The sequence below is a fragment of the Vreelandella indica genome (genome assembly GCF_037070225.1).
GTDB classification, from domain to species: Bacteria; Pseudomonadota; Gammaproteobacteria; order Pseudomonadales; family Halomonadaceae; genus Vreelandella; species Vreelandella arctica.
The window spans coordinates 54826-70531 of sequence record NZ_JBANSO010000004.1 but is presented as its reverse complement, the minus strand read 5'-3'; the positions used below and the strand labels follow the sequence as shown (position 1 = coordinate 70531).

Sequence of the window (15706 nt, the reverse complement as noted above, 5' to 3'; positions counted from 1 at the left end):
CGATGGCGAAGAACGAACAGCAAAGCGGTGATCTGCAAGAGAAGTTAGTGCAGGTCAACCGCGTCGCCAAGGTGGTCAAGGGTGGTCGTATTTTCGGCTTCACCGCACTGACCGTCGTTGGTGATGGTAAAGGTCGTGTCGGTTTCGGACGTGGCAAGGCGCGTGAAGTGCCTGTCGCAATCCAGAAAGCGATGGATCAAGCTCGTCGCAACATGGTCAAGGTGAACCTCGCTGGCCACACGCTGCAGTACCCGGTAAAAGCCCGTCACGGTGCTTCCAAGGTGTACATGCAGCCGGCTTCCGAAGGTACCGGTATCATCGCCGGTGGCGCCATGCGCTCTGTACTAGAGCTTGCCGGTGTCCACGACGTACTGGCCAAGTGCTACGGTTCCACCAACCCGGTTAACGTGGTGCGAGCGACTGTTAAAGGTCTCTCCTCCATGCAAGCACCGGAAGACGTGGCCGCCAAGCGCGGTCTGTCTGTCGAAGCGATCACGGGGTAAGGCACCATGGCAGCAACGATCAAGGTTACCCAGATCCGCAGCACCATCGGCATTATGCCCAAGCACAAGGCTACTATGAAAGGCTTGGGCCTGCGTCGCATCGGTCATACGGTTGAACTGGAAGACACCCCTGCCGTACGCGGCATGATCCACAAGGTAACTTACCTTGTGCGCGTTGAGGGAGAGTAATCCATGAAACTCAATAACCTAAGCCCGGCTCCGGGCTCCAAACACGCTGCAAAGCGTGTGGGTCGTGGCATCGGTTCCGGTCTTGGTAAGACCGGTGGCCGTGGCCACAAAGGTCAGAAATCACGTAGTGGCGGCAGTGTTAAGCCCGGTTTCGAAGGCGGTCAGATGCCTTTGCAGCGTCGTTTGCCGAAATTCGGCTTTACGTCTGCGAAGTCGCTGGTCTCTGAAGAAGTACGCCTGGCTGAGCTTGCTAAAGTTGCCGGTGGCGAAGTCACCATGGCATCTTTGAAAGAAGCCAACGTGCTGAAGGATGCTACGCTACACGCGAAGATTATCCTTTCTGGCGAATTGAAAACGGCGGTTACCGTTCGCGGAATCAAGGTCACCAAAGGTGCCCGTGAAGCGATCGAAGCCGCTGGCGGCAAGGTAGAGGACTAAATGGCCAAGTCAGGAAAAATGCCGGCGATGGGCAGCGGTCTGAGTGAACTGTGGGCGCGTTTGCGCTTCGTGCTCCTCGCCATCGTGGTGTACCGTATTGGTGCCCACATTCCCGTTCCCGGTATCAATCCTGACCAGCTTGCTGCCTTGTTTAGGGAGCAACAGGGAACCATCCTAGGCATGTTTAACATGTTCTCGGGTGGCGCCCTGGAGCGCATGAGTGTCCTCGCCCTGGGTATCATGCCCTATATTTCGGCGTCGATTATCATGCAGCTCATGACTGCGGTCTCCCCTCATCTTGAGCAGCTCAAGAAAGAGGGTGAGGCTGGCCGCCGCAAGATTAGCCAGTACACCCGCTACGGCACGGTGATACTGGCATTTGTCCAGGCAACCGGTATGTCCGTCGGCCTGGCTAGCCAAGGCATCGCGTACAGCGCTGACTTTAGCTTCTACTTCACCGCCGTGATTACGTTCGTATCAGGCGCGGTGTTTATGATGTGGCTAGGTGAGCAGATTACCGAGAAGGGCATTGGCAACGGTATTTCGCTGCTAATCTTTGCCGGTATTGTCGCTGGACTACCCAGTGCCGTGGGCCAAGCCTTCGAGCTTGCCCGTAATGAAGGGGCCTGGAATGTTCTGCCGCTGTTAGCGTTGTCTGCGTTAGGTATTGCGACTGTCGCCTTCGTGGTTTTCATCGAGCGTGGCCAACGCCGCCTCAAGGTGAACTACCCCCGGCGTCAAGTGGGCAATAAGATGTATGCAGGGCAAAGTAGCTACCTGCCTTTGAAGGTCAACATGGCTGGCGTTATTCCGGCGATTTTTGCCTCCAGTATTCTGCTCTTCCCGGCCTCTATCGGTCAGTGGGTAGGTGCCGGTGAAGGTATGGAGTGGTTGCAGCGTGCATCTCAGGCATTAGGCCCAGGTCAACCGCTTTACATCTTGCTTTTCGCGGCGGCAGTGGTATTCTTCTGCTTCTTTTACACAGCGCTGGTCTTCAACCCCAAGGATGTGGCTGACAATCTTAAAAAGTCAGGCGCTTTCCTGCCGGGCATTCGCCCCGGCGAGCAGACCGCTCGCTATATCGACAAGGTCATGACACGTCTGACCCTGTTCGGTGCCTTGTATATCACTGCGGTTTCCTTGATGCCCCAGTTCTTGATTGTGGCGTGGAACGTGCCGTTTTTCTTCGGCGGTACCTCGTTGTTAATCGTAGTCGTGGTCATCATGGACTTCATGGCCCAGGTGCAATCGCATCTCATGTCGCATCAGTATGACTCAGTGATGAAGAAGTCCAACCTGAAAGGCTACGGTAGCGGCGGTATCATGCGCTGAGGCGCCGCCCACCCCTATTAAGTTAGTGAGGGGGCGTGCCGCGAGCCGGTTTTTGGAGAAAGATCGATGAAAGTTCGAGCTTCCGTAAAGAAAATGTGCCGTAACTGCAAGATCATTCGTCGCAATGGCGCTGTCCGCGTCATCTGCAGCGAACCACGGCACAAACAACGCCAGGGTTAATCCCCCTGGGTTGTATTAAGCGGTGCCAGCATACCCCTTGCCTTAGGGCGCTAAAAGGGGTATGCTGTTGCGCCTTTTGTAGATGAATAAACGAGCAAGCCGCTCAAATTTCGGAGTAAGCTGATGGCCCGTATTGCAGGCGTCAATATCCCGGACAACAAGCATGCGGCGATCTCGCTGACCTATATCTTCGGGATTGGCCGTACCCGTGCTGAGCACATCTGTGCAGCAGCCGGTATTGCCATGAATGCCAAGATCCAGGACCTGTCTTCTGAAGAAGTCGACACCCTGCGTTCTGAAGTTGGCAAGTACACCGTAGAAGGCGACCTTCGTCGTGATGTCACGCTTAACATTAAGCGTCTCATGGACTTAGGCTGCTACCGTGGTCTGCGTCATCGTCGTAGTCTTCCGCTGCGTGGTCAGCGGACTAAGACTAACGCGCGCACCCGTAAGGGCCCGCGTAAGCCGATCCGCAAATAACACGCAGGCTCTTTAATAGAGAGCCGGCGTTAAGACAGGAAGAAACATCAACATGGCTAACCCGCGTAGTAACCGTAAAAAGGTTAAAAAGCAGGTAGTGGACGCGATTGCGCATATCCATGCCTCTTTTAACAACACGATCGTGACGATCACAGACCGCCAGGGCAACGCTCTTTCTTGGGCGACTGCCGGTGGTTCGGGTTTTCGTGGTTCTCGCAAGAGCACCCCGTTCGCTGCTCAAGTGGCAAGCGAACGTGCAGCAACTGCTGCAGCCGAGTATGGTGTGAAAAACGTAGACGTACTGGTTAAAGGTCCAGGACCCGGTCGTGAATCCGCCGTGCGTGCACTGAATGCCGCCGGCTTCCGCGTGCAAAGCATCGTAGACGCGACGCCCATTCCCCATAATGGCTGCCGTCCGCCGAAGAAACGCCGCGTTTAAGGAGACAGATTCATGGCTCGTTATATTGGACCGAAGTGCAAACTGTCTCGTCGTGAAGGCACCGACCTCTTTTTGAAGAGTGGTGTGACTCCCTTCGAGAAAAAGTGTAAATCCGAGCAAATCCCGGGTGTACACGGCCAGCGTCGTCAACGTCTTTCAGACTACGGCTTGCAGCTTCGCGAGAAGCAAAAAGTACGTCGCATGTATGGCGTACTCGAAAAACAGTTCCGTAACTACTACAAAGAAGCCGCTCGCCTGAAAGGCGCGACTGGTGAAGTATTGTTGCAGTTGCTCGAATCCCGACTGGATAATGTCGTCTACCGCATGGGCTTCGGCTCGACTCGCTCTGAAGCGCGTCAGCTGGTCAGCCACAAGGCGATTTCCGTGAACGGCCGCACCGTTAACGTAGCTTCCTATCAAGTGAAGCCGGGTGACGTTGTTTCCATTCGCGAAAAGGCGAAAAACCAAGCACGTATTCAAAGCGCGTTGTCCATTGCGGCCAACCGTGGCGATATCGCTTGGATCGAAATCGACGCCAAGAAGATGGAAGGCACTTTCAAGGCTCTGCCTGAACGCGGTGACCTGTCTGCCGACATCAACGAAAACCTGATCGTCGAGCTGTACTCCAAGTAAGCAGTTTTCTGTTTCTTGTCAACCTGGTGCGGGTGTAACGCCCGCGCCAGGTCGTACCGAGTACCAAGTATCCGTTTGGCAGCCTGAAAGGTGTTCATATGCAGCGTTCAGTGACAGAGTTTCTACGTCCTCGCGACATCAAGGTCGAAGAAATCAGCGCACATCACGCCAAAATCGTGCTCGAACCGTTCGAGCGTGGCTTTGGTCACACCCTGGGGAATGCACTGCGTCGCATTCTGCTTTCGTCTATGCCCGGCTGTGCCGTGGTAGAGGCTGAAATTGCTGGCGTCGAGCATGAATACAGTGCGCTCGAAGGGGTGCAGGAAGATGTCATTGAAATCCTCCTGAACTTGAAAGATGTTGCGATCAAGATGCACAGCCGCGATGAGGCGGTGCTCACGCTGAACAAGCAGGGCCCAGCCGTCGTCACCGCTGGCGACATTGCGCTTGATCATAGCGTCGAAATCGTCAACCCGGACCACATCATTGCTCATGTCAATGAAGGTGCCGAGCTGAAAATTCAGCTTAAGGTAGCGCTGGGTCGTGGCTACGAACCGGCTGACGCGCGTGGCTCTGATGAAGAGACCCGTGCCATTGGCCGCCTGCAGCTGGATGCCACCTTCAGCCCTGTCCGCCGTGTTTCCTACTCGGTTGAAGCCGCTCGTGTTGAGCAGCGCACCGATCTCGATAAGCTAATTATCGATCTGGAAACCGACGGTACCCTGGATCCGGAAGAGGCTATCCGTCGCAGTGCGACCATCCTGCAAGAGCAGCTGGCCGCCTTCGTCGACCTGGAAGCTGATAAAGAACAGGAAGTCGAAGAGGAAGAGGATCATGTTGATCCAATTCTATTGCGCCCCGTAGACGATCTTGAGTTGACCGTTCGCAGCGCGAACTGCCTAAAAGCCGAGAATATTTATTACATCGGTGATCTTATCCAGCGCACAGAAGTTGAGCTGTTGAAGACACCGAATCTCGGTAAGAAATCTTTGAATGAAATCAAAGACGTATTGGCGGCTCGCGGCTTGTCCCTTGGCATGCGGTTGGAAAATTGGCCTCCGGCAAGCCTGAAGGACGACAAAGCCTCCGCGTGAGCGTCGACTTGAGTCCCAGTTTGGTAAGGAATTACAACCATGCGTCATCGTAAGAGTGGTCGTCATCTGAATCGCACCAGCTCGCATCGTCAGGCCATGTTCAAGAACATGTCTGTCTCGCTGGTCGAGCATGAAGTCATTAAGACAACCCTGCCTAAAGCCAAGGAGCTGCGTCGCGTTATCGAGCCGCTGATCACCTTGTCTAAGCAGGATAGCGTTGCAAACCGTCGTTTGGCATTTGCCCGCACGCGCTCTAAAGAAGCCGTCGGCAAACTGTTCAACGAACTAGGTCCGCGTTATGCCGAGCGTCCGGGCGGTTACGTCCGTATTCTTAAGTGCGGTTTCCGCACCGGCGACAACGCACCTATGGCGTTCGTTGAGCTAGTTGACCGTCCGGTTGTTGAAGAAGCCGCTGCAGAAGAGTAATTTTCTGCGCTAGGTTTTTTTAGTAGCGATCGAAAACCGACCCCTCAGTGGGTCGGTTTTTTTATGGCATATATTCATCTTCTTTTGATACGTATGTAACTTCTCTTTTTCTAAGCCTAACTCCGTATATACTCAGCTTATTATTAAAAGTACCTAGCATGGCCGTGCAGAGCAGGGAAAGCCTTGCGTTGCACCTTGAATATGGCATGGTAGTGAGGCCATGGATCAGTCACAGTACGTTGATAACAAGCAAGGGGCAGGTATGTATGCGAGGGTAAAACAGATCGCCGTTGGCGGTGCATCAGCGGTATGGTCATTGAGTGTGGTTTTGCTGCTCATGCTGGCAATGGTCTCCAATGCTCACGCCGACAATCCACGCTATGCAGGCATTGTGGTGGATTTGGATAATGGCGAAGTCCTTTACGCTGAAAATATTGACGATCAGCGTTATCCTGCTTCGCTGACCAAAATGATGACCCTGTATTTGACCTTTGAAGCGCTGGAAGCGGGCACGTTGCGTTTAGATCAGCCCTTGCCGGTTTCCCGTTTTGCAGCAGCAAAGCCAGCCGTCAAGCTCTGGCTTGCTGCAGGTAGTTCTATCCCCGTCGACACGGCCATACGTGCGCTAGCGGTTCGCTCGGCTAATGATGTTGCCGCGGTGGTTGCCGAAGCACTAGGCGGTAGCGAAGCGCGTTTTGCACAGATGATGACCACCAAGGCGCGCGAGCTCGGCATGCACGCGACCACCTTCCGCAATGCTTCTGGCTTGCCTGATGACGGCCAAGTCACCACCGCACGGGATATGTTGACGCTCTCAGTACGCGTAATGCAGGATTTCCCTCAGTACTACCACTACTTCGGTCTCCAGGAATTTACCTACCGCGGCACACGGCATACCAGCCACAACCGTCTGGTGCGTGATTATCCTGGCGCTGATGGGCTGAAAACTGGATTTATTAGAGCGTCTGGTTTTAATGTGGCGACCACTGCAGTGCGCGGTAATCGGCGATTAGTGGCAGTGGTGATGGGCGGTTTTTCATCTCAGTCGCGTGATACCCATATGGCCAATTTGCTGGACCGCAGCTTCTTGCGAGCTTCACTACGTGATCAACGTAGCTGGGTGGCCGACACCACCTTTTCACAAGAGTTTATGGCCTTTGCCCCTCCCGCTCAGCCGGTTTCCCCACCAACACCTGAACCACGTCAGCCGCTATTGGCCGTCGTAGAAACGACTACGCTTTCGCCCTCCGCGAACACTGCCGCTTCAACGCCCGCCGTGGACCTTGAAGAACAGTTGGCCGATATAACCAGCGTTCAGCGCCCCACGCCTGAAAGCGAGATGCCGCAGCCCGACCCTTTGCAGGCCTTTATTGAGCGCGAACGTCAGCTTGCGTCTGTCAATGAAACAGGCGGCGGCTGGGGAGTTCAGGTAGGCGCCTTTAGCCAGGAGGCCCAGGCTCGTCAATTGGCGCAACAGGCGGCTCAGCGTATTGCGCAAAGTTTAGGTGGTCGTGTGGCTATCGACACCGTAGAGGGCCAGAACCCGGTTTACCGCGCTCGCTTAATGGCGTTGGATGAACAGCGCGCCCGTCAAGCGTGTCGCGAACTGCACTCCCAGGGGATGGACTGTATGGTCGTTAACGCCAGCTTGTAAGCTGGTTAAGCTGGCGTTGGTTCAAGCGCTGACCCAAGTGCGTATCACCCCGCCACTCGTTATTGGGCGGGGTTTTTGCTTTTAAGCAATTGGCTGGCGATTACCGGCTAACAACAACTAAGGAGAGAGCGGTGACCACCTCACTGAAGGGCATACTCTGCATGTGTATGGGGGTTCTTTTTCTCGCCCTGGGAGACGCCGTTTCCAAGTGGTTAGGCGAGACACATTCGCCGCTGCAGATTATTTTTTTCCGTGCTTTAGTCTCGCTACCAATGATTGCGCTGCTTGCCCATTTTGCGGGTGGTTTACGCAAACTACGGACGAAACGCCCAGGCGTTCATTTGCTGCGTGGTTTGATCTATACCGCCACCATGGTCTGTTTCGTCTGGGGATTAACGCTGTTGCCCCTGGCGGAAGCGACGGCAATCGCCTTTGTGGCACCGTTATTTGTCACCCTCCTGTCGGTGCCCTTGCTAGGAGAGCGTATCGACCCACCGGTACTGATCGCCTCGTTAGTCGGGTTTGTGGGTGTGCTGATTGTGGTTCGCCCTAACGGTGATGCCTTCCAGCTAGGCGCGCTGGTGCTGGTCGCCGCGGCGCTCTTTTATGCGTTGATGATGATTACCGCACGTCGCTACGGCGCCCGTGAACACTTATGGGCAATGCTGTTTTATATGACTTTTGTGCCACTCGTGGTAACCGGCTTAACGCTGCCATGGGTATGGCAACCCCCCCAGCCCTGGCACTGGGTCGGTTTTTTCACTTCTGGAATCTTCGGCGTTGCGGCGACCGCCTTTATTACCCTGGCGTTTCGGTACGCCCCAGCCGCCATTGCCGCCCCGTTTGATTACACGGCGATGCTTTGGGCAGTGCTTCTCGGCTGGTGGTTTTGGGGGGAAATGCCCGACCTCTGGGTCTGGGTGGGCAGCGCCCTGATTATGGGCAGCGGATTAGCGGTCGCGTATCACGACCGCCGCACCACCCTTAAACGCCGCCCTACTGCCTAGCAGTACGCTTAAGCGAACTGGTAAACGTCCATCGCCAGTACGCCGTGTTCCACGCTGTTGTGTAGCTGGGTGGCGTTACCGCCAGCGCCCATCGCGACCAGCAAGGGTTGAAAGTGCTCTGGCGTGGGGTGATTCTTCCGCGCGCTAGGGGCGTTCTCCCAATTTAGCAACGCCTCACGGTCATTGGCGATCAGGTGATCGTGTACCCAGCGCGCAAATTCATCTACCCAACCGGGCATTGGGCTATCTTGCGCCATCAGTTCATATAGATTATGGGTCAGGCTGCCCGAGCCGATAACCAAAATGCCCTCATCCCGAAGTACCGATAACTGTTCACCGAGTGCCGCAAGCTGCGCACTGCTCCAGCGCACCGGCAGCGATAATGAAACGACAGGTACATTAGCGTCTGGAAACATTAGCGAGAGCGGCACCCAAACGCCATGGTCGAAGCCGCGCTCTACCGGTTTGGCGCCCAACAACACGGCCAGCCGTTCAGCCAGTTCAGGGTCGCCAGGGGCGGCATATTGCAAATCAAAAAGCGCCTGCGGAAAGCCACCAAAATCGTGAATCGTCTTCGGTTTGGCGCTGCTACTGACCTGTAGCTCGCTGCTCTCCCAGTGCGCCGAAACCACTACCACCGCTTTAGGCGAGAGCTGACTGCCAAGTTCACGCAGAAACGTATGGGCAGATGTTTTATTCAGCGCCAGCATGGGTGAACCATGGGAAATAAATAGACTAGGTAACATGGGTAGATCTCCACGGTAGTACCGGCGCTTGCGGTGGAGCAAGCGCCGGTGATGAGGTTAGGCGAAGCGACGGTTTAACACCCAGTGACCACTTCCTAAACCCGCTTGAGTAATGAGGGCCAGCGTCCAAAACACCGGGAATTCCCAACCGCCACCAGCATTCGAGAACATCCAACCGTTACCCAAGTGTACCCAAGCGGCACCCAGCAGTACCGGTACCAGTGCTAGGCTTACCCAGCGAGTGTATACGCCGAGCAGAAGGGCTATCCCACCGCCCACTTCAGCAGCAATGGTTAAGTAGGCTAAGACCCCCGGCAAACCCAGTGACTCAAAATAGCCGACCGTACCCGGTACGGTAAATACCAACACTTTGAGCAAACCGTGAGCGAGGGCCATAACGCCGAGGCTGATGCGCAGAAGCGTAATAGCATAAGGCTGTAGAGAGGGAGTGGCCGTAAGTGATGATTGAGTCGTCATTTGAGGAGCTTCCATCTGTGTGGTTGATGGAGCTACTTTACAGCTAGGCCAGGGTGAGATAATCAGCGCGTTATGCACATCACTGTTGCGTAATAGGCGATAATCCAATCGCCTGTTCCCAAATAGGTGGATCTCCCCACGCCTCGGTAAGCAGATCGATAAAGCGCTCCACCTTGGCGGGCAGATACCGCCGGGCAGGGTAGAGCGCGTGAACGTCGAGCCGCACCGCGGGCTCGTCGGTTAAAATCGGCACTAACCGCCCGCTGACAATACTCTCCGTGACCAGAAAACTGGGCTGTTGTGCGATGCCTAAGCCCGCTTCAGCAGCCTGGGTCAGTACATCACCATTATTGCTCTCCAGTGGGCCATTAACCGTCAAAGACTGCGTAGCAATTTGCCAGTCAGCGCTCTGCTGGCCACTACGATATCGCAGGCAGCGGTGCTCATTAAGGTCGTTAACGCTAACGGGTTCGCCGTGGGTGGCAAGATACTCAGGGGAGGCACAAAACAGCAAACGGCAGCGGGTCAGGCGGCGTGCCACCAGGCTGGAGTCGGGCAGGCTGCCGATACGGATCGCCACGTCATAACCCTCTTCAAGTAGATCAACGCGACGGTCATTAAGGTCCAGGCGCACGTCAAGCGCCGGGTGGGTAAGCATAAACTGGGTGACGAGTGGCGTTAAGTAGCGGGTACCAAAACTCATGGGCCCATTTACGCGTAAACGGCCGCGCACATCGCTGGTACCTTGGCCAACTTCAGCAGCGGCTTCATCGAGCGCTTGCAGCACACCCTGGGCGCGCATTAAATAGCGCTCTCCTGCTTCCGTGAGATGCAGGCGACGCGTAGTGCGCTGTATCAGTCGCGCCCCGAGTGCCTTCTCCAGTGCCATGACCTGACGCGACACGCGGGTACGCGAAATATCGAGTGCTTCAGCTGCCCGGGTATAGCTACCCAGCTCGGCGACTCGCACGAAAGCAACGATATGCTCTATTTGGTTCATGACGCAGCAGCGACCTGAAAGGCGCGTGCCGCCTGGAAAGGATCGGGTTGGCCGCAAATGGCTGAAATCACCGCTAATCCGTTCGCTCCCGCCCGCTGCACACTAATGGCATGCTCAGCTTTCAACCCACCAATCGCCACGCTGGGCAGTGGGCACGCTTTGACCAGCGAAGCCAAGCCGCCAAAGCCGATAGGCTGGGCGTGGTCCTGTTTGCTCACTGTTGCAAACACGGGCCCAATGCCAACGTAATCAATTAACGCCATGGGCGCCGCTTGGAGCTGAGCGAGGGTATTGATCGACAGGCCAATAATCGCCTGTTCACCTAGCGCTCGGCGTGCTTCCTGAACAGCGGCATCGCTCTGACCGACATGCAGGCCATCTGCCTGACTCTCTAGCGCTACCTGTAAACGGTCGTTAATGATGAGCGGCACCCCGGTGCCTGCCAGCAGTGCTTTTAGCCGCTTGGCCTGAGTAACCATCTGTTCATCGCTGGCATGCTTATCGCGTAGCTGCACGATGGTCACACCACCTCTTACCGCTGCTTCAACCGTCTGCTCTAGGCCATAATCGTCGCAAAGCGCAGTGTCGGTCACCAAATAAAGCGATAGATCATACGGCATGGAGTGACTCCAACTGAGTATGAGCAGAGAGGTCGTCAGGGGTAAGTTGATAAAGCGCATCCAGCAGAGCGACTTGGAAACTGCCTGGGCCCTGAGCAGTACTGCCCGCCCGCTCGCCAGCGACGGCAAAGCAGCCTAGCGCCGCGGCGGTGGCTTCCAGCGGGGCTTCACGGTTGGCCGCAACAAAGGCGGTGACCAGTGCGCTAAGGCCGCAGCCTAACGTTGTGACACGGGGCATTAAGGGGTGGCCACCGTTAATACGATAGTGCTGTGTGCCATTCGTCACCCAGTCGCTTTCACCGGTCATCGCGACAACGCAGCCATGTTTTTGCGCTAGCGCTATCGCTGCGTCTATGGCTTGGTCGGCGGCAGCTGTCGAGTCCACGCCGCGGCCTTGGTTGGCTAACCCATTAAGCGCCAGAATTTCAGAGGCATTGCCACGAATCACGCTAGGCTTTAACGCGAGTAACCGCGTGCACAGCGATTGTCGATAGCGGGTCGCGCCAACGGCGACAGGATCTAATACCCAGGGAATCGAGTGCTGGCTGGCGGTGGCCGCTGCGGTCAACATCGCGTCCGCCCAGTGGGCAGAGATGGTACCAATGTTGATCGACAGCCCGGCAGAAATAGCGGTGAACTCTGCCACTTCCTCTGGAGCATGCAGCATTGCGGGTGACGCGCCCGTGGCTAGCAACAGGTTGGCCGTGCTGTTCATGGCGACATAATTGGTCATGCAATGGACTAACGGTGTCACTGCGCGCAGCGTTGCAAGGTAATCGCCAAGCGGAGGTAGGGTCATAGCATCCTCCCGGCGGGGAGGTGGTAAGCGGTACCATGACTCCCTACGCCGGTGTTATCCGGTTCAGGTTCAAAGGGTGCGTCTCAGCCCAACCGTAACGGAGGGCGCCCCTGTCGAGCGCTTACTATCCTTGCCTGGAGTAGCCCTGTAAACCCCTGGATACAGACGATGGCAATCTAACGAAACGAAATACGCGTGCCGTAGGTGAGCATCTCGTCAGGCGTTATGGCTTTCCCCTCTATCCCAATCATTTCGTCACCGCACTGGTCAGCGAAGGTCAGCACGCCGTGGGTCAAGCCAAGTTGGCCTAAGGTATCGCGGATTTCACCCGTGCCGAGAAAAGTACTGACGTGCCCTTTGTTATCACTGAGGTCAGACACGCCGTTAGCGTGATGAAAGCGCACTCTGTAAATCCCATCCATCGACTCCACTTCAACAATGGGCGAAAAGCCGTTGTGAAGCGCATTGGAAAGTTGCTTGAGGGTTAAGTGATCACCCAGCGTCATATCAATCGCAGTCATAAAAACCTCCTGAAGGACGCCCTCAATCAGGGGCATCGATCATGTGGCGGGAACTTCTTTTGTAAATCTTATGGATAATAAGTGTAGGGTTTTTGTTTAGGATTGCTAGTGCGCTTACCGGTGCCCCGATACGACACTGCCTACGTGCTTGTAAGGGCTAGCATTCTGGCAATAAAGCCCCCATGGTAAGCGGTATGTGAGGCTCAATAGAGTCAATGAACAGTATTAGCGACAGGAGAGCGTGATGAGTTTTCAAGGTGAGCAGCATCCTGGTGTCGTCGATACACCGCCTCAAACCCAAGGATTCCGTTTAAACCACACCATGCTGCGGGTCAAAGACCCCGAGCGGGCGCTGGCGTTCTACTCAAAAGTGTTTGGCATGCAGGTACTGCGGCGGCTGGATTTCGAGGAGATGCAGTTCTCGCTCTACTTTTTAGCCAACGTGGAGCCGAGCGACAGCGTGCCGGAAGAGACTGACGCGCGTACCGTATGGACGTTTAGCCAGAAGGGGCTGTTGGAATTGACCCACAACTGGGGGACTGAAAACCAGGAAGATTTCGCCTATCACGATGGCAATGCCGAGCCCCAGGGCTTTGGGCACATCTGCTTTAACGTGCCGGATTTGGCAGCGGCACAGGCATGGTTTGACGAGCACGACGTCACCTTCGTAAAACGCGCTGATCAGGGCAAAATGAAGGATGTTATCTTCGTTAAGGACCCGGATGGCTACTGGATCGAAGTAATTCAGGCAGACCTGATGGCGGGTAAAAGCGACGCATGAGGCACGCCAATGGCTGAACTACTGTTCCGGCTGCGCCACGTTACCGACGAAGAGGCCATGGAAGTGCGTGACCTGTTGGCCGACCATGGCTTTGATACCTATGAAACCCAGGCGGGCTTTTTCCGCCTGGGGGTCGATGCTATCTGGCTACGTAATCCACATCAGCATGATGCGGCTATCGCCGCGCTAGACGCCTATCAGGCGGAGCGCCTTGACCGCGTCCAGCGTGAGCATCAAGCAGCGGTTGAGCGGGGCGACGCGGAAACATTGTGGCATCGCTTGGCCGCTCACCCGCTGCAGGTGGTGCTGGTGCTGTTAGCCGTGGGGCTTATTGCGGCTCTTACGCTGCTGCCGTTTCTGGGCTTATCACGAAGCTAAGCACTAAGCTATGCGGGCGGCAGATGACCGCGTTTGAGGTACATCATCACGCCATTTTCACCGGCGGTGAGTGCAGGGGCTGCGCCGCTGGGGTAGCGACACCAGGTGCCCGCCGTGTAGCTATGCTCGCTATCGCTTAGGCTGCCTTCAAGAATCAAAAACTCCAGGCCGCCCAGCAGCGTGGGGTAAGTGATGGAGGTGCCCGCCGACCACCGTTCCAGGCTGGTGCGCTCCTGCTTGTAGGTGTGCAGCATCTTGTAGGCAATGCGCGGGCGACGATCCGGCTGCCAGGGAAGCCGATGCGCAGGTACCGCCAGCTGGAGCGTGTCGTTGGGGTCAAACTGGTGCAGTTTGACAAAAATCAGCGCGCCTTCCTCGCCAATCTGTGGCGTGTGGCCGGTACCGATGGGGTTTCGTAAGTAGCTGCCGGCTGGGTAGCGCCCATGCTCATCGGCGAACACGCCTTCCAACACCAGGATCTCTTCGCCGCCGCCGTGGGTATGCCGCTCAAATTGCGTATTAGGCGCGTAGCGAACAAGACTGGTGGCACGGGCAACTTCATCACCAATTCGGTCAAACATCATGCGCTCGACCCCCGCACTGGGGGAATCGACCCACTGATACTCTTCCGGGGTAACACAGGCAAAGTGGCTAAAATCGGCGTTTAGACGCATGGGAAAGGGCTCTTCGCAGTGAAGGTAAGTATCGGGGAGGAGTAATAGTCTCCTTATTGACAGCGAAAAATGCAACTTTAGGTTGTTTGATCTTAGCGATGATGCCATAAAAAATGCCGCCAACGGCGGCATTAGACTGTTTTAAGCGAGAGAGACTCAGTGGGCTTCTGCCAGTGCGGTAAGCAGTTGGTGCGCTGCTTCTATGCGGGCACCATTGGGGTAGTTACGGTTAGCCAGCATCACAATGCCGATCTGCTCGCTGGGCACAAAAGCCACATAGCCGCCAAAGCCGTTGGTTGAGCCGGTCTTGTTATAAAGCGCCTCTTGCCGAGGGGCTAAAGGGGGCGTTAAGCGGTTGGCAGGGTTGGGCTCTAATATCATCTCAAGTGAGTTACCTGCCAGCAGCTGCTCAAGCGTTACTGGGTAGGCGTAGCTTTCCCAGCCCAGCCCCTGGGTCATATTGCCGACCTCAAAGTACCCCGTGCGCGTGGCCGTCAGGGCTTGGCGTAGGGGGGCTTCCAGCGCTGAGTCATTCATGTGGGCTTCCACAAAAGTGAGCACATCTGCAGCAGTTGATTTCAAGCCGTAAGCCTGAGCATCCAATACGCCGGGGTTCACCCGAATCGGCTCATCTTCTTTCGAGTAACCGTAAGCGTAGTGCGCCTGCTGTGCTTCAGGCACTTGGTAAAAACTGTGGTCAAGCCCTAACGGTGAGAAGAGATGTTCCTCCATCAATGCTGCATAACGCTTTCCGAGACGTTGGGCGGTTAAATACCCCATCAGCCCTATGCTCGGGTTGGAGTAGAGCCGATGACTGCCAGGCGTGGATTCAGGCTGCCACTGGCGATAGTAGTCGACCATTGCCGCTTCGTTGTTAACCGCCTCGGGAAACTGCAGCGGCAGTTCACCCGCGGTGTAAGTGCCCAATTCCAGCAATGTGATCTCATCGAAGGCACTGCCTTCAAGGGCAGGCAGGTGCTCGCTGGCCGCGTCGGAAAGCGAAAGCGCACCGCTGGCCTGCGCGTAGCCTGTTAACGCCGCAGTGAAAATCTTACTGATGGAGCCCAGCTCGAACAGCGTCTCATCGGCGACCGGAATCCCCGCTTCTTGATTGGCGAGGCCATAATTAAAGTAGTGCTGCTGGCCGTTGATGCTCAGCGCGACCGCCATGCCCGGGATGCGGTGCTCATCCATCAGTGGGGCGATAGTCTCGTTCACCAGCGCTTCAACTGCGTCGCTATCGGCTGTTTCAAGCGCCCAGGCAGCGCTGCCGAGCAGGAGTGAGTTGGTCATGAGAAAGGAGGTTGTTACCGCTACTAACTTACGCATACCAAG

At 55.9% G+C, this 15706-nt stretch carries 22 protein-coding genes and 1 riboswitch; of the genes, 14 read left to right on the top strand and 8 right to left on the bottom strand.

What is annotated here, in order from left to right:
• Positions 1–2: 2 nt before the first annotated feature.
• The 12 genes from rpsE (at position 3) to V8L71_RS03790 (ending at position 8375) form a co-directional block, all read left to right on the top strand.
• A complete protein-coding gene (rpsE, locus tag V8L71_RS03845) occupies positions 3–503 on the top strand; it encodes a 30S ribosomal protein S5 (protein ID WP_007111990.1) in 501 nt (166 codons plus the stop codon).
• Positions 504–509: 6 nt separating this feature from the next.
• On the top strand, positions 510–692 hold the full coding sequence (rpmD, locus tag V8L71_RS03840) for a 50S ribosomal protein L30 (protein ID WP_008959157.1): 183 nt from the start codon (positions 510–512) through the stop codon (positions 690–692).
• A 3-nt stretch (positions 693–695) separates the two neighbouring features.
• Positions 696–1130, top strand: coding sequence for a 50S ribosomal protein L15 (rplO, locus tag V8L71_RS03835; RefSeq protein WP_101147111.1), 435 nt, complete (start codon positions 696–698; stop codon positions 1128–1130).
• On the top strand, positions 1131–2462 hold the full coding sequence (secY, locus tag V8L71_RS03830) for a preprotein translocase subunit SecY (protein WP_101147110.1): 1332 nt from the start codon (positions 1131–1133) through the stop codon (positions 2460–2462).
• A gap of 66 nt (positions 2463–2528) precedes the next feature.
• Positions 2529–2642, top strand: coding sequence for a 50S ribosomal protein L36 (rpmJ, locus tag V8L71_RS03825; protein ID WP_008959154.1), 114 nt, complete (start codon positions 2529–2531; stop codon positions 2640–2642).
• Positions 2643–2765: 123 nt separating this feature from the next.
• Complete coding sequence (rpsM, locus tag V8L71_RS03820) at positions 2766–3122, top strand: 30S ribosomal protein S13 (protein WP_007111986.1); 357 nt, start codon at positions 2766–2768, stop codon at positions 3120–3122.
• A gap of 52 nt (positions 3123–3174) precedes the next feature.
• A complete protein-coding gene (gene rpsK, locus V8L71_RS03815; protein ID WP_007111985.1) occupies positions 3175–3561 on the top strand; it encodes a 30S ribosomal protein S11 in 387 nt (128 codons plus the stop codon).
• Between the two features lie 12 nt (positions 3562–3573).
• Positions 3574–4194 carry a 30S ribosomal protein S4 gene (rpsD, locus tag V8L71_RS03810; protein WP_008959152.1) on the top strand — a complete coding sequence of 207 codons (621 nt, stop codon included), beginning with the start codon at positions 3574–3576 and terminating at the stop codon, positions 4192–4194.
• A 98-nt stretch (positions 4195–4292) separates the two neighbouring features.
• The gene (locus V8L71_RS03805; RefSeq protein WP_008959151.1) at positions 4293–5288 is read left to right on the top strand and encodes a DNA-directed RNA polymerase subunit alpha; all 996 of its coding nucleotides are present in this window, start codon (positions 4293–4295) and stop codon (positions 5286–5288) included.
• Between the two features lie 39 nt (positions 5289–5327).
• Positions 5328–5714: a 50S ribosomal protein L17 gene (rplQ, locus tag V8L71_RS03800; protein WP_008959150.1), complete on the top strand. Its 387-nt coding sequence runs from the start codon at positions 5328–5330 to the stop codon at positions 5712–5714.
• Positions 5715–5976: 262 nt separating this feature from the next.
• Positions 5977–7368, top strand: a complete 1392-nt coding sequence (locus V8L71_RS03795) for a D-alanyl-D-alanine carboxypeptidase (protein ID WP_101147146.1) — start codon at positions 5977–5979, stop codon at positions 7366–7368.
• A gap of 131 nt (positions 7369–7499) precedes the next feature.
• Entirely contained in the window at positions 7500–8375 is an 876-nt protein-coding gene (locus V8L71_RS03790; RefSeq protein WP_232774935.1) for a DMT family transporter, read from the top strand.
• An 8-nt stretch (positions 8376–8383) separates the two neighbouring features.
• Here V8L71_RS03790 and V8L71_RS03785 read toward each other — a convergent pair whose 3' ends face one another.
• The 6 genes from V8L71_RS03785 to V8L71_RS03760 form a co-directional block, all read right to left on the bottom strand.
• Positions 8384–9121: a DODA-type extradiol aromatic ring-opening family dioxygenase gene (locus V8L71_RS03785; protein WP_101147109.1), complete on the bottom strand. Its 738-nt coding sequence runs from the start codon at positions 9119–9121 to the stop codon at positions 8384–8386.
• Positions 9122–9178: 57 nt separating this feature from the next.
• Positions 9179–9613 (bottom strand): DoxX family protein, encoded by a 435-nt coding sequence (locus V8L71_RS03780; protein ID WP_101147144.1) that lies wholly within the window; start codon positions 9611–9613, stop codon positions 9179–9181.
• Positions 9614–9677: 64 nt separating this feature from the next.
• Positions 9678–10598, bottom strand: a complete 921-nt coding sequence (locus V8L71_RS03775; protein WP_101147108.1) for a LysR family transcriptional regulator — start codon at positions 10596–10598, stop codon at positions 9678–9680.
• Entirely contained in the window at positions 10595–11218 is a 624-nt protein-coding gene (gene thiE / locus V8L71_RS03770) for a thiamine phosphate synthase (RefSeq protein ID WP_101147107.1), read from the bottom strand. Before thiE ends, V8L71_RS03775 begins: the two co-directional genes overlap by 4 nt.
• Positions 11208–12017 (bottom strand): hydroxyethylthiazole kinase, encoded by an 810-nt coding sequence (thiM, locus tag V8L71_RS03765; RefSeq protein WP_101147106.1) that lies wholly within the window; start codon positions 12015–12017, stop codon positions 11208–11210. The genes thiE and thiM overlap by 11 nt, the downstream gene beginning before the upstream one ends.
• A 23-nt stretch (positions 12018–12040) precedes the next feature.
• A riboswitch (TPP riboswitch) is annotated at positions 12041–12139 on the bottom strand.
• Positions 12140–12193: 54 nt separating this feature from the next.
• On the bottom strand, positions 12194–12538 hold the full coding sequence (locus V8L71_RS03760) for a hypothetical protein (protein ID WP_101147105.1): 345 nt from the start codon (positions 12536–12538) through the stop codon (positions 12194–12196).
• Between the two features lie 244 nt (positions 12539–12782).
• Here V8L71_RS03760 and gloA point away from each other — a divergent pair, with 244 nt between their 5' ends.
• Together gloA and V8L71_RS03750 are read left to right on the top strand one after the other, a co-directional pair.
• Positions 12783–13319 carry a lactoylglutathione lyase gene (gloA, locus tag V8L71_RS03755; protein ID WP_101147104.1) on the top strand — a complete coding sequence of 179 codons (537 nt, stop codon included), beginning with the start codon at positions 12783–12785 and terminating at the stop codon, positions 13317–13319.
• Between the two features lie 9 nt (positions 13320–13328).
• Positions 13329–13697, top strand: coding sequence for a DUF6164 family protein (locus V8L71_RS03750; RefSeq protein WP_101147103.1), 369 nt, complete (start codon positions 13329–13331; stop codon positions 13695–13697).
• A gap of 8 nt (positions 13698–13705) precedes the next feature.
• Here the strand turns inward: V8L71_RS03750 and V8L71_RS03745 are convergent, their stop codons facing one another.
• Together V8L71_RS03745 and ampC are read right to left on the bottom strand one after the other, a co-directional pair.
• Positions 13706–14371, bottom strand: coding sequence for a cupin domain-containing protein (locus V8L71_RS03745; protein ID WP_101147102.1), 666 nt, complete (start codon positions 14369–14371; stop codon positions 13706–13708).
• A 156-nt stretch (positions 14372–14527) separates the two neighbouring features.
• Positions 14528–15664, bottom strand: a complete 1137-nt coding sequence (ampC, locus tag V8L71_RS03740) for a class C beta-lactamase (protein ID WP_431313164.1) — start codon at positions 15662–15664, stop codon at positions 14528–14530.
• Positions 15665–15706: the final 42 nt, after the last annotated feature.

Excerpts from the sequence above, each read along its gene's own strand:
- V8L71_RS03760 (WP_101147105.1), bottom strand. The coding sequence starts at position 12,538 with ATGACTGCGATTGATATGACGCTGGGTGATCACTTAACCCTCAAGCAA.
- ampC (WP_431313164.1), bottom strand. The coding sequence starts at position 15,664 with ATGACCAACTCACTCCTGCTCGGCAGCGCTGCCTGGGCGCTTGAAACA.
- rpsM (WP_007111986.1), top strand. The coding sequence starts at position 2,766 with ATGGCCCGTATTGCAGGCGTCAATATCCCGGACAACAAGCATGCGGCG.
- V8L71_RS03745 (WP_101147102.1), bottom strand. The coding sequence starts at position 14,371 with ATGCGTCTAAACGCCGATTTTAGCCACTTTGCCTGTGTTACCCCGGAA.
- gloA (WP_101147104.1), top strand. The coding sequence starts at position 12,783 with ATGAGTTTTCAAGGTGAGCAGCATCCTGGTGTCGTCGATACACCGCCT.
- rplO (WP_101147111.1), top strand. The coding sequence starts at position 696 with ATGAAACTCAATAACCTAAGCCCGGCTCCGGGCTCCAAACACGCTGCA.
- rpsD (WP_008959152.1), top strand. The coding sequence starts at position 3,574 with ATGGCTCGTTATATTGGACCGAAGTGCAAACTGTCTCGTCGTGAAGGC.
- V8L71_RS03750 (WP_101147103.1), top strand. The coding sequence starts at position 13,329 with ATGGCTGAACTACTGTTCCGGCTGCGCCACGTTACCGACGAAGAGGCC.
- V8L71_RS03785 (WP_101147109.1), bottom strand. The coding sequence starts at position 9,121 with ATGTTACCTAGTCTATTTATTTCCCATGGTTCACCCATGCTGGCGCTG.
- V8L71_RS03805 (WP_008959151.1), top strand. The coding sequence starts at position 4,293 with ATGCAGCGTTCAGTGACAGAGTTTCTACGTCCTCGCGACATCAAGGTC.
- V8L71_RS03780 (WP_101147144.1), bottom strand. The coding sequence starts at position 9,613 with ATGGAAGCTCCTCAAATGACGACTCAATCATCACTTACGGCCACTCCC.
- thiM (WP_101147106.1), bottom strand. The coding sequence starts at position 12,017 with ATGACCCTACCTCCGCTTGGCGATTACCTTGCAACGCTGCGCGCAGTG.
- V8L71_RS03795 (WP_101147146.1), top strand. The coding sequence starts at position 5,977 with ATGTATGCGAGGGTAAAACAGATCGCCGTTGGCGGTGCATCAGCGGTA.
- thiE (WP_101147107.1), bottom strand. The coding sequence starts at position 11,218 with ATGCCGTATGATCTATCGCTTTATTTGGTGACCGACACTGCGCTTTGC.
- rpsE (WP_007111990.1), top strand. The coding sequence starts at position 3 with ATGGCGAAGAACGAACAGCAAAGCGGTGATCTGCAAGAGAAGTTAGTG.
- secY (WP_101147110.1), top strand. The coding sequence starts at position 1,131 with ATGGCCAAGTCAGGAAAAATGCCGGCGATGGGCAGCGGTCTGAGTGAA.
- V8L71_RS03775 (WP_101147108.1), bottom strand. The coding sequence starts at position 10,598 with ATGAACCAAATAGAGCATATCGTTGCTTTCGTGCGAGTCGCCGAGCTG.
- rplQ (WP_008959150.1), top strand. The coding sequence starts at position 5,328 with ATGCGTCATCGTAAGAGTGGTCGTCATCTGAATCGCACCAGCTCGCAT.
- rpsK (WP_007111985.1), top strand. The coding sequence starts at position 3,175 with ATGGCTAACCCGCGTAGTAACCGTAAAAAGGTTAAAAAGCAGGTAGTG.
- rpmD (WP_008959157.1), top strand. The coding sequence starts at position 510 with ATGGCAGCAACGATCAAGGTTACCCAGATCCGCAGCACCATCGGCATT.
- rpmJ (WP_008959154.1), top strand. The coding sequence starts at position 2,529 with ATGAAAGTTCGAGCTTCCGTAAAGAAAATGTGCCGTAACTGCAAGATC.